Genomic DNA, 13,920 nt, shown 5'->3' with positions numbered 1-13,920 from the left:
TCAGCGGTCCAGGGGTTTCTGTCAGCCGCTGGTGAGCGGCGGGGTGACGCTGGGGTGGGTGTCGAAGCGGGGCGACGGCGGCCGGCCGCGCCCGGTGCGGGACGGCTGAGGGTGCTGTCGGACCCAGCCGTGTTCTTCGAGGAGGACCAGGGCGGGGTCGAGGTCGGTCATGGCGGGGAAGTCGCCGCGTGCCAGGCCCCGGAACAGTTCGCGCTTGGTGAAGCCGGACAGGCGCTGTTCCTTGAGGTGAGTGAGGAGTTGGTGGGCGGCTTCCTGGGCGGGGTCGGCGCCCATGGCGTCGAAGACTTCGAGAGCGTGGGCGGTGAAGTAGTCCCCGATCTCGGTGGCGGCGGCCATGGTGGCCGCTTCGATCGGGACCATCCAGCCGTTGTCGGGATGGGTGGCGAGGTGGAGGAGTCCGGCGATGCGGGCCACGGCCCCGTCCCGCTTGGAGGCCCACTTGATGATCGGGTGGAGGCTGCGGCCCTTCCCGATACGGGACTCGGTCACCCGCTGGTAGGCGAGGAGTACGGCGTCGGCCTCGGGAGTGAGGGTGAGGACGGCGGGGTCGGTCCAGTCCGCGAGCGCCATGGTGAGGCCGCCCAGGCGCTGGGCGTAGGCGGCGGCGGTCTCCTCCGGGAGCAGGGCCGGTGTGAGGTTGCGGCTGCCTACGAGTGAGACGGGCTTGGCGTAGAGGAAGCGTGCGAGCAGGCCGCGTCCGTCGGCGCCTTTGACGCGTCCGAGGGCGTCCAGGACTTCGGGCTGGATAGCGAGGCCCATGGTGATGGCGGGGGCTTCGACGTGCTGGGCGTCGCGGCCCTGCCGGTTGACGCGGGCCATGTCGCCGGCGTGGCCCTTGAGGAAAATGCCCATGTTGGGGGTGCCGGAGTAGCGGCCCGCGATGATGTCGAAGATCTCCCCTTCGGCGGACATGACGCTCATCCGCCCGTCCTGCTCGGCAACCAGGGAGGCCAGGCTTTCCGGGGTGACGTCGTCAGCGACCAACTGCGGCTTGGCGGGGACGGCCATCTCGTCGGCCTGCTGGGCGAGGTGGACGGCTTCGGCGGTGAGCTGGTCCCGCAGCCCGGGTTCGGCGGCTGCGGCCTTCTGGGCGGCCTTGTCGGCTGCCGATCGGGCCAGACGGGCGGTGGTCTCGGCTTCGGCCCGGCGCGGCCCGGACAGCTCCACCAATGTCTTCTCGACGGCGAGGAGCGGGCCCGTCATGAGTCCGAACACCGCGCTCTTGCGGTTGCCGGGCGGCAGCGCGACGGCGGTGTACAGGTTCACGGGCTCGCGCCAGTGGCCCCGGACGCTGACCACGGCACGGCCGCCGGCGGCGGTGGCGAGGACGGCCAGAGCCAGGCACCCCGCGAGGTCCACCGGAGTCTGTGTCTCCTCGGCGACCCCGGCCACCATGCCGCCCAGCCACTCGGGCAGGGCGTGCACGGGGAACACCGGGAGTTCCCGGCGGGGGTTAAGGGGTACCGGCTCGTCCCAGACGGGGCCGGTGATGGTCTCGGGGTCCAGGGCGTCGAAGCCCTCCCACAGATCGGCGCTCATGCGGCCTTGCTCCCTTCGAGGTTGAGCAGCGGGCAGTGTTCGGGATGGGCGGTGTGGGCTTCGACCAGGGCCAGGACGCCGGCCCGGCCCTTGGCGGTGCGGTTGTATCCGCACCTGCACCAGGACCGGGCGGACACGATCGCGCTGAAGGAGGGCGGAGCGATGATGTGCAGCCACCGCACCGCCTGCCGGGGGCCGGTGCTGGTGGCCGGGTGCGGGTCAGGGCGGACAAGATGAAGCGGACGGCCTGCGGCCGACGACTTTCGCCCAACAGCCGCGTGCGCGGTGCCGGGCCGGAGCTGTGGAGCGTCCGGCAGGCCCGTGAAACCCAACTGCTCGCCTACCGGGGCGGGCTGGGCGGCGGCGCTCATGCGGCACCTGCCAGGCCGTTGGTGACGGCCCTGGACGCATACGCCTCGGGGACCCCCACAGAGACAGCCGTGGTGACGATCTGCGCTCCCAGGAGTTCCAGGCCGCACGGGCCCGGGCAGGTGGCGTGCTGTCCGGCGAGGAACTGAGCGACACCGAACGCCAGCGATCCGGCGCCGCATTCGGTGCGGGCCCGCACGAGAGCGAGCCCGCGTTCCAGTCCGGTGCGTACGTAACGCTCGGTGTGGCGACATCCGGTGGCGACGCTGCGGCCCCACTCGGCGCGGCCGGGGACCGAAGAGACCACCTCCCCCCGGGCGGGGGTGGTCTCTTCCCTCTCCATCAGGACGCGGACAGCATCCGGCAGACGGGTCATGGTGCCGGTTCCTGGTCCGAGCCACCGGGCGTACTGCATCTCCGACTTGATGTCCACGCCGGACCTGACCGCGTTCGCGGAACGCATGGTGCCCAGATAGATCCAGTGCTCGCCGCGCGTGGTCGGGACCGTCCTGGTCGCGGGCAGAGTTTCGCGGGCCCAGGCGACGGCCTGGGGATCGTCCAGGTCGACGACAGTGAGTCCGGCGCCGCCGGGGTGGTAGGCCACTGCTTGCGTCTGCTCCCACACGGGCGCCCACGGGCGTCCGGTGAGAACGGCGGGGTCGGCGGTCGCGGCGGCCCAGGCGTGGCAGACACGCGGGCAGTCGCAGGGCCCGGGCACCTTCATGTTCGGCCGGCCACCGCAGACGTTGCCCCGGCAGGCCCGGCAGTTCCCGAACGGCACCTTCCCCGCACGCAGCGGCAGCACCGGCACACCCCGCCTGGCGAGGTCCAGGGCAGTGGTCAGGTGGGTGTTCATGCGGCCACCGCCGTGGCGCGGAGGCGGTGGCGGGCGTGGGTGCCGAGCCACTGGGTGTAGGCCGGGGGAATGGCCTCGGTCAGTTCCTCGCGGACCTCGGTCCAGGTGATGCCCATCGCAGTCTGCATCTCGGGGATGGTGGCCTTGCCGCCACCGGCCCCGTACGCGGCGACGTAGGGGCCGTCGCGGTAGATGCCGTGGCGGTAGCCGCGTACGTACCCCCGGTGGCGCGGGTGTGCGGGCTGAGGGACGGTCCAGCGCCCGAGTTCGAAGACGCGGTGGCGCAGTACCCCGAGACCGAACATCTCCCCGCACAGCCGCACGTCGGCCCGCACGGGGGCCTTTCCGTTGGGCTGCTCGATCACGTAGGGCAGGCCGGTGGTGTCGAGCAGGGTTCGGAGTTCGGGGATGAGCTGGACGTGATCCCGGCCCCAGCCGCGTGAGGCGTTGGTGCCGACGGTGAGGGCGCATCCGGCCTGGCACGGCGGGGAGGCGTGCACGGCCGCGTACTGGCCGATCTCCCCGGACGCGATGAGCGCGGCGAGGTATTCGAGGGCGTCGGCGCGGTGGAAGGCGAAGGGGTAGTTCGGGCGGTCGACGATGTCGACGCCGGTCACCTTGAACCCTGCCCGGTGGTAGCCCATGGCCGCACCGCCGGCGCAGGAGAAGAGATCCAGTAAGGCGGGCCGGTGGTCGGCTGCTCGCCGGATCGGGACGTGTTGGGTCATGCTGGGTGTCTCCAGTTCTCGTGAGTTGAGCGGGAGACCAGGGCGGCCCCGGACTTTGCCGAGACGGGGGCCGCCCTAGCCGTGTCTAGGCGGGGGTGAAGGTGACGCTCATGGCGTCACGGCCGGGCTCGGGGATGCGCTTGCCGGCGGCCTCGTGGACGGCCTCGTGCGCCCGGTCGAAAACGGCGTCGCAGACGAGACGTCCGTCCGGGGCCATGGTCCAGCCGACGGTGTCGTCGCCCCACGCAGTGGCATTTCCGATGGCCTCGATCGGGCTGTCGAGGTGCGGGACGCTCCCTTCCTCGGTGGCGCTGCCGCCGCAGACGTCGCAAACGGCGATCCAGCACAGGACGTGGGTTACAGCCATGCGGTTCTCCTCGTGAGTCACGTGAAGCGGGCGGTCAGACCGTGCGGGAGGCGGCCCGGATGAGGGCGATGACCTCGCCCTGTGTGCGGTCGGGCATGTCGTTCCAGCGGTGGTAGGGCAGGGTGCAGCCGTGAGCGCGCAGGACGGACTGCATGCGCTGGCCGGCACGGGCGACGGTGGTCTCGTCGCCGATGCCGAGGCGATAGAGCACGGCCTGCGCGCCGAGGATGCAGCGGCGCCCGGAGCGGGTGCGGTGCGTGCTCTGGGCCCAGCCGTACCGCTCGATCACCAGAGCGGTGAGCTCCAGGTGCTCCGCGACGGTCACCGCCCGGGCGGTGGTGTGGCGGCGCCGTACGGCCGGGAAGCGCAGCACCCAGTCCGGCAGGACCCGCAGCACCCGGCCGGGCAACTCCAGCGCCGGGGAGGTGGCTGGCGCGCTGGTGCCGAGAGCTTCAGCGACAAGCTCCTGGGTGGTCTTGGTGACCAGCGGGTGCGCGGTCCTGGGGCCGCGGGCGGCGAGGTACTGCTCGATATCGCGTACGAGCTGGGCGGCGTCGAAGTCGGCCAGCGGCGCCGGAACCGGGGCAGGCTGCGGGGTGGTTGTGGGCTGCCGTGCGGGCCGGTGAAGGGTGGTTGCGGGGAGCATGCGGAATCCCGTCCTCTGCTGGGTCAGGGAGGCAGAAGCACCCCCATCGGGAGGCGCGTGGAGAGGGGTTCAGGGGTGCTGAGCTGCGGCGACTCCCTGCCTCCCTGAACATCATTTGCGCAGGTCAGGTACAGGGAGGCGGGTCAGGGAGGCGGGCAGGGAGTTCTCCCTGCCTCCCTGACCCGCCCCGGGTGCGCCTCCCTCTACTGGGCGGCGGAAGCGGAACCGTCGGTGTCGCGGTTGGCGAGGGCGCGGGCGATGCGCTCGCGGCCGACGACCATGCGCCCGTCCGACTTGTAGGGCTCGGCGGCCGTGCCGTCCAGCACGCGCTTGAGGTCGGCGTGCGTCCAGCTCCCGTAGCTGTCGGCGGACAGCACCGCGAGCCGCTGCAGCACGTCCTGGGTCAGCACTCGGTTCGTGTCCCCGATGACCGTGGCGATGTCCGCGAGCGGGTCCCGCGTCTCGTCGCGGTCGATGACGTGGAGGGTGGTGACGCCGTCACGCAGGGCCCGGGCGCGGGCGGTGATCTGCGCGGCCGTCTCGTTGTCGATGTAGTGCGTGCGCACCGTGATGGATGCCTGGCCAGCCGGGATCGCGATGCCGTCCGACGCGACGACCAACGTCCCCTTGTCCAGGCCGGGACGGAGAAGGTTCGGCGCGGCGCCGCCGTCAACCGCCTTGTCACCCAACGCCATGCGGGCCTGGGACTCGGTGCCCAGAGCGAGGGAGGCGCGGGTGTGGGCACCCTCGCGGACCAGCTTGGGAAGGTTCTGATCCGTCGGGTCCTGCGTCCCCTGCCACAGCGTCACGTTGACCGCCCGGCCCTGGTTGTGAATCTTCCGCGCGGCCATGAAGTACCGGGACGTGGCCTTGGACCCGCCGTAGGGCCGCTTCTTCTCATCCACCTCCGGGCACATGAACGCCACCTGCGCTTCGTCGACCAGGAGCACGAGCGGGGGGAACACGGTTCCGGGCGGGGCCTGGAGGCGGCGCTCCATCTCGGCAACGCCGTCTTCGAGCATCTCGGTCGTGTCGACGACGTGGTCGTCGGTCGGCCCCTGGATCAGCACCGTGGCCAGGCCGTCGAACATCGCCCAGTCCCCGGCACCCTTCAGGTCCGCGATTCGGAACTCCACCGAGCGGTCCAGGGCCAGCCACAGCGCGAGCGCGCGGAGTGCTGCGGTCTTGCCCTGGTTCGACAGCCCAGTGATGAGCAGGTGGCGCTGGTAGAGGCTGATCGCGGCCGCGTCGCCGCGCAGGTCCTGACCCCACGGGGCGCGGCCCTTGGCGTAATCGGCGGTCAGGGTGTCGTCCGTGGTCAGCGGCGACGGGCCGATCGGCTCGTCCAGGGCGCCGCTGTCCGCGACCCACAGCCGGACCGTGCGCGCGGCCTGGGGGATGGTGATGAACACTTCGTGCTCATGCCTGCTGAGGTTCTCGGCGAGCTTGCGCCGCCGGTTCTGCACCTCGTTGGTGGACACCCCGGACGGCAGCGTGACGTCGACTTCGACGCCGCATCCGGCGATCCGGATCGGGCCCAGCATCGAGGCGCCGGCGTCGCCCATGTCCTTGATGGCGTTGCGCAGCGGGGCGATACCCAGGTTGCGCAGGGCCAGCACGACGATGGACGGAGTGACCGGCTCACCCTCGCTGGAACGCACGTTGGCGGGCAGCGCCCACTGAGGTGCGGCCTGCTGGTTCTTGCCCACCGCCCACAGACCGAACAGCACCGCCCACGGGCCCAGGGTCATCAAAGGTCCCCAGGTCACGGTGATGATGAAGATGACCCACCGGACCAGTTCGACCAGCGCCATGGTCGGCGCGGCGATGTCGCTGAAGTCCTTGTTCGCAACGGCCAGCATGATGCCCAGCAGCAGCAGCCCACCGGCCCCGATGGCGGCGCCGGCCGCGATGCCCCGGGCGGCGTCCATGGGGGCGGTGAGCAGGTCCATGCGGCGGCGGTGGCGCTCCTGACGGAAGCGCTGCCCGCGCTCCTCCCACTCGGCCGCCGCGTCCATGTTCCCCGCGGCTTCCGCCGCCCGGAGCAGCCGCTCATAGCGGGAGGCGGTACGGCCCTCCCACGTGCGACGGGCCACGATCCGCGTCCCTCCCACGACGTACAGACCGTGGCGGGCGGCGGCGCGGCAGGCGGTCTTGGTGTGGTCGTGGGTGGCCACCGTGCGGATACCCCGCGCGGAGCGCACCCACAGCGGCACAGACGGCCTTTCGGCGCCCGACGCTGCTACAGCAGCCGCCGGGGCCGGTGAGGGCGTCTCGGGGGCGGTGGTGGGGTCCTTGAAGAGATTGATGACGTTCTCGGACATGCTGATGTCTCCCGTCAACTGCCCCTGGGTCAGAGGCGGTAGGGGTGGAGTGGTGGGGTGGGTCAGGCTGCTGCGGCGGAGGGGACGACGCGCTTGGCGAGGTACTCGCACCCGTACGCCTCGCGCTCTTCCTGCTCAAGGCAGCGGTCGTACTCGCGGCACTGGCGGCGGGACATGCGCTCGATGCCGAGGTTGTTGCGGATACCGGCGATGAGGCGTTCGCGGACGTCCTTGCGGCTGGTCTGCATGGCGTGGACCAGTTCGTGCACGAGCGTGATGGCGAACGTCGCCTCGTTGGGGTGCTGATCGACATTGATGACGACCAACACCCCGCCGTCGGCGAGCGGGATCGCACGGCCGGCCGTGTCGCGTGCCTTGCGCTTCTCGAACCGCAGAGCACGGGACTGCACCCGCTTGTCGGTGCACTCGGCGGTTGCGAACTCGGCGGCGGTCGTCACGTCGGCCAGGTGCCGTTCCGAGGTGAGGACGACCTGCACGTCGGGCATCCGGCCGGACACCGCCCGCTCAACGACGCGGACGGCCTCTTCGGCCAGACGCTGGGCGGTCTTCAGGGTGGCCCGGTAGCCGGGCAGCTTGTGGGTGGTGATGGTCAGCTTCACTACGTCTCGTCTCCGTTCATCGCCGCAGCTCAGGCGGCGGAATCGGTGTCCAGATCGTGGCAGGGCACGCACATGCCGAGCGACGGCGGGATGCAGTACCCGGCATCGCGGCGGCAGTTCGGGCAGGTGCGGCGAGCCCGCATGGCCTTGGCCAGCGCGGCCGTACGGCCCGGTGTCATCGGGCGTACGGGCTTGGCGTGGTCGATGCGGTAGAGGTAGGCGACCAGCGGGGCGCGGCGGCGGCGCGGGCGGTGGAGTACGGCGGCGACGTCCTGTCCGCCGGGCCGCAGCCCCAACGCCCGCAACTGCCTGCGCGTGGCGTATCCGTCCGGGGCCAGCCGCCACCGGTATTCAGGCAGCGTGGCCATTACGCGACTGCGTCGACCGGTGCGGCCGACCGCTCGCCGCGCAGGGTCTCGCGCAGGACGCGGGCCTTGGCGGGGGAGGTGCGGACGGCCTTGCGGATGCCCTCAGCCGTCAGATCCTCAACCGACCAGTCGGCAGTAGCCGATCGGGCTTCATCGAGCAGCTGCTCAGCGGTGCGGGCCGGTCGACTCGATCGGGCAACCGCAGGGACACGGCCGGTCGCCCGACGCGGACGAACCGACTCAGCGGCCACCGCCCGGACCTGGATCGGCTCGGTTCGCTTGACCAGATCGACGACCACCGGGGCGGGCAGCGCCGCCGGGAGCTCAGCAGCCGGAACCGGGACGGGAGTCGACTCTCCCAGGTCAGGAGTAGACCGATTTGTTGATGTATCGACCGAAACGGCTATCGGGGCCGGTTCGATCGGTCGGTGGTGCAGCACCTTGGCGACCAGATCGGATCCGAAGTAGATCGAGCCGACCGGCAGCGACGTGGCGAGCAGCACCAGCGCCCAGTTGGCGGGGTCCCAGTCGGCCAGTCGGCCCCAGTCGACCGAACCGCCGTGCAGCTCGGGAACGAGCCCGTGCACGTAGTTCAAGACCAGTGAGGCCAGCGTGTAGGCGGCCAGGACCCGCAGTGCGAACCGCTTGTCCGCCCGGTCGGTCAGCACCAGCGTGGCGACCAGCGCCAGCGCCATGAGCCCATCGACGACGAACGGGTAGAGCAGCGCGGCCGTGCTGTCCGCGCCGATCGCACGGGCGACGTCCCGCAGCGCGTTCCACGAGACGCGGAACGCCATGCCGACAACGGCGACCAGGGCCAGCACCAGGGCGGCGCGCCCCTTGCGGTGAAGGTTCATTCCGCACCGCCCCGTCCAGCACGGCCGTAGCGCACCCAGCCGACGACCTGGACGAGCACGCCGCACGTGGCCAGCCAGCGCCACGACGGCTCATCCAGCAGGGACGCCAGACCCGCACCGGCCAAGGCCAGCGCGATGCCGACGAACACGACGACCAGCGCGCCCCGCTGGGTGGTGGAGTTCGCACTCATGCCGCACCGCCCGTCAGGGGCGACGCGGCGCGGTTGATGAGGTCCCGCCGCGCCGCCATGACCCGGTTGTGGGCCCGGCGAACGCGCCGTACGTCCAGCTCGTTCGCCGGCCGGTCGATGGTCATGATCTGCGCATCCAGCAACTCGACTTCCGCCCGGATGAGCGGCATCTCCAGCTCGATCGCGTCCAGCTCTGCGGCCGACGGCTCGAAGTCGAGCGAGGCGGCCGTAACAGTGGCCTGAAGTGCAGCGATGGTCTTCATGGGTCGTTTTCTCCTTAGTCGGTGGACGGCCCAGAACAGCGGCCCCGGTGTCTCACCACCGGGGCCGCGAGCCGTCTGAAGGTCGTTCGTGGTCACGAGCGACCACGGCGACCCGGCACCGCAGCCCGCCGAAGAGGCGGGCCCGAATGCCGGGCACCGTGAGTGCTGGTGCTTCGGTTCTCCTGATGTCGCGCGGCGCTGCTCGTTCCGGGGAGGTCCGAGATCCCGGAAGTCGTCGCAGTTTCGAATGGGTGCCGTGCGGTTCTTAGAGCCGATGGCGTTCCCCGGTCAGGGGGTGTGGGCCCCGGTGTGAAGGGGGCCGGTTCTCGGTCGGCTGGTCTCCACTCGCCTCGGCCGGAACGGTCACGGCCGCCGTACTGCGGTGGATCACGCTGTTGAGTTTTGGCGTGACGGAATCGGCCTCCTCCGGAGATTCCGGATCGGGCGATGGCCACAACAAGAGACTGGACCGGTGGACCGGTCCAGTCAAGCGATGAATCTGTGCGCCGTCACGTTGGCGCGATGAAAGGGGCAGGTGGGAGGCGCTTTCGAGGCAACAAAAAAAGCTGAACCGGTGGACCGGTCCAGCCGCCTCTGTGGCTTGTGTTGCGCCTACATGGCGTAGGTGTCCACCTGCTCGAAGGATGAGGATGGCGTTACGCCCTCCTCGCAGACCAGTGGCTGTCCCTGCTCGTCGTACGCCGTGTGCAGCAGTACAGCGACCGGCGTGCCCTGCGGCACCCCCAGGCGGTCTGCCTCCGTCTCCGACGCGAGGCGCACGGTGGTGACGTCCACGCCTTCGGCCGGGCCTCGCCCGGTCTGACGTCGGACGTAGCGCGTCGTGCCTTCGGCGATTGGGTTGGTGTCGGCAAGGCGTGGTGCCACCTCCGCGATATCCGGCGGGAACCACGCCTCAACGCAGCTGTTCGGGGTCCCGTCCGGGAGCTGGAGGACGCGAACGCGCCGAAGCGCCATAGCTCCGGGGGAGAGGCGGAGGGCGGCGGCGACGTGAGCGGGGGGTTCCGCCCAGTCAGGCGTACCGACGCGCAGGAACGGCATGCCGCCCAGGATGCGCGCCGACCCTGCGCGGCGAGCGCCGGCGGGACGTGCCACGGGTGTTTCCGTGACGACGAAACCGGTTCCCTGCTTGGCCACGACCACGCCATCGTTCCGCAGAACATCGACGGCCTTGATGGCGGTAGCCCGTGACACGTCCCACTGCTCGGCCAGCTCGCGGCCCGACGGGATCGTTTCCCCGGGGGTGATCTCACCAGCAGCAATGCGGGCGCGCAGGAACTCCGCGATCTCTTCGTACTTCAGGACTGCCATGGTTTCTCCTAATTCCTGCGCTGGACTGGTCCACCGGTACACACGATACTGCGACCATGTCGAATCTCGAATTGGCTCCCTCCGTGATGCGGTTCTATGGCGAGACGGTCAACGAGGACAGCCGCCTGCGCAGCTCGGCAGACGGTCGGATGGAACTGGCCAGGACCCAAGAACTCCTCCGACGCTTTCTGCCCCCCGCGCCGGCGCGTGTGCTCGACGTGGGCGGGGGGACCGGGATTCATGCTGAGTGGCTGGTGAAGGACGGCTACGACGTCGCCCTAGTGGACCCGGTGCCTCGTCATGTTGAGGCCGCGTCGGCAGTGTGCTCAGCAACCGTTGGGGACGCGCGTGCCCTTTCCGAGCCGGACGACAGCTTCGACGTCGTGCAGCTCCTCGGGCCGCTCTACCATCTGCCCGACCCCGCCGACCGGCAACAGGCGCTGGCGGAAGCTTCCCGGGTCGTCAAGCCGGGCGGGCTGGTCGCCGCCGCCGCGATCAATCGCTATGCGTCGCTCTTCGAGCACGTGACGTACGCGCACCTGCACACCGAACGAATCCATGCGTCCGTCTCCAAGATCCTGGAGACGGCTGTCTACGACGGCGTGCGGGGATTCACCCTGTCGTACTTCCACCGAGCCGAAGAGCTCGTGGCGGAACTGGTTGCCGCGGGTCTCCAGGATGTTCAGGTCTTCGGTATCGAGGGACCGGCGTGGTCTCTCGTGAAGGCGGCTGAACAGCAGCCGGGCGACGGGCCGACGGATGACCTGATTGCCTCTGCCATGGCGGCGGCGCGGATGGCAGAGCCGTACCCGGAGTTGCTCGCTGCCAGCTCTCACCTCCTTGCCGTCGGCAGGGTTCCTGACGGCAGTCAGTGACGGCAACGTGGGCGTACGCCACAGCACCCGGGAGCACTTCCACGCATAGCGCAGCGCGGTAAAAGCCGCCTTGGCCCAGCTCGTGAGGGCTTCCAGGCGAACTTACAAAGCAGATGTCGGCGGTTCGAAACCGTCCGCGCCCACAGTAGATAGCGGCAGGTGAGAGCCTGTTTCGGCCCCTCGGTCCACACGGACCGGGGGGCCGTTTCCATGATCGATGCCACAGGGATGCCGCCGCTCCTCGACCACCTGCTGCTCATCGCTGACGCGATCGGCGTGGACCTCGCCGACCTCGTCCGGACACGACCCTGCCCCGGACCCCGGCCGCCGCCGGCCTCAGGTGCGGGGCAGGGAGTCAGCGGGGTTTCGGGTACGAGCGCGGGCTCGTCCGCGGGATGTTGCACACCACGCGGTGGACGAGGATTGTGACGCCGGGCCCGGTCGCCCCCGGGATCGTGTACGGGACGGACTCCTCGGCCGCCATTGGTTTGTCGCAGCGGGCGCACATCATCGGGCGTCCCTCCATGCCCGGCCGAGCTGGACCGCGGTGACGCAGACTGCTCCGGCCCGGCAGGTCGCGCACTGCATGGTGTGGCCGAGGAGTGTCCGGTACGCGGCGTCGTGACGGGGCAGGCAGCGCGGGCACTCGCAGTCCGGGTACGCGGACCGCGGCTCGGCCGTAGCGACGGGCCTCACCGGCGCGGTCGGCCGTAACACGCGGACGGTGCCCGCTCTGTTCACCTCGTACACCTTGAGCGTCATCGTCATGGGTCGGCCCCCGGCCTACGTCGATTGAGGGGCACTCAGCCAGTTCGCTGCACGCGCCCGCGGTCACACCCTGATGATGTGCGTGCACGTCGAGTGGGTAATAGGTCGGCGGATGGCCACGCGTGGCCACGCAGCGGCCATGGCCAGGAGCGCGGACGATGACACCTCAGACTGGGCACATGAGCCGTAACGATGCGCTGAGGGCGGCACGGTTACGCACCGGGTGGCGGACCATCGAAGCTGCCGCCGCGGCCATCACCGAGCACGGGCAAGCACTGCTCGACGACGGCCAGTTCACCGTGTCCGCGCGGACCTGGCGGCGCTGGGAAGGCGACCGCCCCGGATGGCCGGCCGAAGAGACGGCGATCGTCATACACGACGCGCTCGGCCGCTGGCCCGAGGACCTAGGGTTCACCACCCCGCCGGGCTGGATCCGGCCCGAGCACCACGAAGAGGCAGATGTGAGACGACGCGCTTTCGTAGGCGTCACCGCCGCCGCGCTCGTTGCCGGACCGGTCGCACCGCAGCACGTTGACCCCGCCCTGATCGGATAGGGGGGGCGGTCAGCCCCTACACGAGCGTTGGGCAGTAGCCCACGGCCGCTGGGGCGGGATGGGAGAGGGAAGCCGCCGAGGTATCCGAGCCGAACGGCAATCTGTTGGCCAAAACGCCTCGCGCCCTCCACGATGGCCGTCATGGACCGGTTGCAGGGCAGCGCTTGGCAGTACGTGGCGGAGGTACTCCGCCCTGAGGATCTTCCGATGCTCGCTGCACACGCGCTAGCTGACGGGCACGACTCTCCTGCCCTGCGTGAGCTGGCGGGCCTGTCGCGCCGGAGTGATGCGACCGAGCTCCGCGAGCTGTACGTCCAGGCGCTGAGCGAGCTCGACGTGCCTCTTCCTGACGAGGAGACGGCCGGCCGACGTCTCCTTGTGAGCCTCGCGTTCGGTCTCGTGCAAGGCGCGCTGAGTCCCAAGGAAGTGGGTGACGGCCTCTCGATGACCGTCACGGCACACACCCAGGAGGAGACGCAGTTCCTCTCTGTCGCAGCGGAGTACAGCGAATGGATCGAACCGGACGACCTCCCGGCATGGGAACGCGAGCTACAAGTGGCAGCCCAGTTGTTGACGGCTTCTACCGACCTTGGCCCTGGCATCCGCACATCAGCTTCGCGACACGACTGACCCCCTGGCTTCGGCGCGCTCTCGTGCCAGCTGCGTGCCAGATCGAGCGGTCAACCGCGGACACCCGGAGCCCGCCGCGAGGTGAACGCCCGTCGAGAGGCTCGTCGCCTGGCACGCGATGACCAGCGAGGACATATCCACACGTGGCGGCAGGCTTACAAAGCAGATGTCGGCGGTTCGAAACCGTCCGCGCCCACCAGTACGAAGGCCCCCGACCGATCATGGTTGGGGCCCTTTGGCGTCCAGGTCTGATGTCAACGGGTGCTCAGGCATGTTCCGGGTCGCTGCCGCTCCGGCGCTGGGGTGTTACACGTTTCTCTACGGCATCAAGGCACCCGGCTGCGTTCTGCTCCGCGGGGCATGCTTCCCGGCTCTGGCTGTTCCCGCGCTCCTGCCTTCGGCCCGCCGTCTGGCGATGACATCAGCGACTGACACCAACATGTCTGATCAGGGTTGGGATGACGAAACCGACTACACCAGGGCTCTCGGGTGGGCTCGGTTCATGACCGTGATCGCATTGGTCTGCTCGCTCGGGGTCATTGCATGTGGCGTCGTCGCCGTCTTCGGCCTGAAGTTCTTCCTCTACGTCGTGGAAGCGCTCAGCGGGTAGCCCGC

At 70.1% G+C, this 13,920-nt stretch carries 17 protein-coding genes; 4 read left to right on the top strand and 13 right to left on the bottom strand.

All coding sequences use genetic code 11. The features are described from left to right. Positions 1 to 21: 21 nt before the first annotated feature. The 13 genes from OG446_RS10210 to OG446_RS10150 form a co-directional block, all read right to left on the bottom strand. Positions 22 to 1,560, bottom strand: a complete 1,539-nt coding sequence (locus OG446_RS10210; RefSeq protein ID WP_328893727.1) for a YfjI family protein — start codon at positions 1,558 to 1,560, stop codon at positions 22 to 24. Beyond that, complete coding sequence (locus OG446_RS10205; RefSeq protein ID WP_328893726.1) at positions 1,557 to 1,931, bottom strand: hypothetical protein; 375 nt, start codon at positions 1,929 to 1,931, stop codon at positions 1,557 to 1,559. The genes OG446_RS10210 and OG446_RS10205 overlap by 4 nt, the downstream gene beginning before the upstream one ends. Continuing rightward, the gene (locus OG446_RS10200; RefSeq protein WP_328893725.1) at positions 1,928 to 2,785 is read right to left on the bottom strand and encodes a bifunctional DNA primase/polymerase; all 858 of its coding nucleotides are present in this window, start codon (positions 2,783 to 2,785) and stop codon (positions 1,928 to 1,930) included. Before OG446_RS10200 ends, OG446_RS10205 begins: the two co-directional genes overlap by 4 nt. After that, a complete protein-coding gene (locus OG446_RS10195; RefSeq protein ID WP_328893724.1) occupies positions 2,782 to 3,513 on the bottom strand; it encodes a DNA methylase in 732 nt (243 codons plus the stop codon). The genes OG446_RS10200 and OG446_RS10195 overlap by 4 nt, the downstream gene beginning before the upstream one ends. Before the next feature lie 85 nt (positions 3,514 to 3,598). After that, positions 3,599 to 3,880 (bottom strand): hypothetical protein, encoded by a 282-nt coding sequence (locus OG446_RS10190; protein ID WP_328893723.1) that lies wholly within the window; start codon positions 3,878 to 3,880, stop codon positions 3,599 to 3,601. A gap of 34 nt (positions 3,881 to 3,914) precedes the next feature. Continuing rightward, entirely contained in the window at positions 3,915 to 4,526 is a 612-nt protein-coding gene (locus tag OG446_RS10185; RefSeq protein ID WP_328893722.1) for a DUF6197 family protein, read from the bottom strand. Between the two features lie 203 nt (positions 4,527 to 4,729). Further along, on the bottom strand, positions 4,730 to 6,850 hold the full coding sequence (locus OG446_RS10180; RefSeq protein ID WP_328893721.1) for an ATP-binding protein: 2,121 nt from the start codon (positions 6,848 to 6,850) through the stop codon (positions 4,730 to 4,732). Positions 6,851 to 6,912: 62 nt separating this feature from the next. After that, positions 6,913 to 7,470: a hypothetical protein gene (locus OG446_RS10175; protein WP_328893720.1), complete on the bottom strand. Its 558-nt coding sequence runs from the start codon at positions 7,468 to 7,470 to the stop codon at positions 6,913 to 6,915. A 29-nt stretch (positions 7,471 to 7,499) separates the two neighbouring features. Further along, a complete protein-coding gene (locus OG446_RS10170) occupies positions 7,500 to 7,838 on the bottom strand; it encodes an RRQRL motif-containing zinc-binding protein (protein ID WP_328893719.1) in 339 nt (112 codons plus the stop codon). After that, positions 7,838 to 8,695 (bottom strand): DUF2637 domain-containing protein, encoded by an 858-nt coding sequence (locus tag OG446_RS10165; RefSeq protein ID WP_328893718.1) that lies wholly within the window; start codon positions 8,693 to 8,695, stop codon positions 7,838 to 7,840. Before OG446_RS10165 ends, OG446_RS10170 begins: the two co-directional genes overlap by 1 nt. Beyond that, the gene (locus tag OG446_RS10160; RefSeq protein WP_328893717.1) at positions 8,692 to 8,886 is read right to left on the bottom strand and encodes a hypothetical protein; all 195 of its coding nucleotides are present in this window, start codon (positions 8,884 to 8,886) and stop codon (positions 8,692 to 8,694) included. The genes OG446_RS10165 and OG446_RS10160 overlap by 4 nt, the downstream gene beginning before the upstream one ends. After that, positions 8,883 to 9,149: a DUF6284 family protein gene (locus OG446_RS10155; protein WP_328893716.1), complete on the bottom strand. Its 267-nt coding sequence runs from the start codon at positions 9,147 to 9,149 to the stop codon at positions 8,883 to 8,885. The genes OG446_RS10160 and OG446_RS10155 overlap by 4 nt, the downstream gene beginning before the upstream one ends. Positions 9,150 to 9,761: 612 nt before the next feature. Then, the gene (locus OG446_RS10150) at positions 9,762 to 10,478 is read right to left on the bottom strand and encodes a GntR family transcriptional regulator (protein WP_328893715.1); all 717 of its coding nucleotides are present in this window, start codon (positions 10,476 to 10,478) and stop codon (positions 9,762 to 9,764) included. A 56-nt stretch (positions 10,479 to 10,534) separates the two neighbouring features. Here OG446_RS10150 and OG446_RS10145 point away from each other — a divergent pair, with 56 nt between their 5' ends. The 4 genes from OG446_RS10145 (at position 10,535) to OG446_RS10130 (ending at position 13,915) form a co-directional block, all read left to right on the top strand. Further along, the gene (locus tag OG446_RS10145; RefSeq protein ID WP_328893714.1) at positions 10,535 to 11,353 is read left to right on the top strand and encodes a class I SAM-dependent methyltransferase; all 819 of its coding nucleotides are present in this window, start codon (positions 10,535 to 10,537) and stop codon (positions 11,351 to 11,353) included. Between the two features lie 947 nt (positions 11,354 to 12,300). Beyond that, complete coding sequence (locus tag OG446_RS10140; protein WP_328893713.1) at positions 12,301 to 12,675, top strand: hypothetical protein; 375 nt, start codon at positions 12,301 to 12,303, stop codon at positions 12,673 to 12,675. A gap of 141 nt (positions 12,676 to 12,816) precedes the next feature. Further along, a complete protein-coding gene (locus OG446_RS10135; protein WP_328893712.1) occupies positions 12,817 to 13,305 on the top strand; it encodes a hypothetical protein in 489 nt (162 codons plus the stop codon). A 271-nt stretch (positions 13,306 to 13,576) separates the two neighbouring features. Then, the gene (locus tag OG446_RS10130) at positions 13,577 to 13,915 is read left to right on the top strand and encodes a hypothetical protein (RefSeq protein ID WP_328893711.1); all 339 of its coding nucleotides are present in this window, start codon (positions 13,577 to 13,579) and stop codon (positions 13,913 to 13,915) included. Positions 13,916 to 13,920 lie beyond the last annotated feature (5 nt).

The organism is Streptomyces sp. NBC_00236 (assembly GCF_036195045.1).
Classification (GTDB): domain Bacteria; phylum Actinomycetota; class Actinomycetes; order Streptomycetales; family Streptomycetaceae; genus Streptomyces.
The sequence above is the reverse complement of the archived record's forward strand: the minus strand, read 5'-3'. Positions and strand labels throughout refer to the sequence as shown.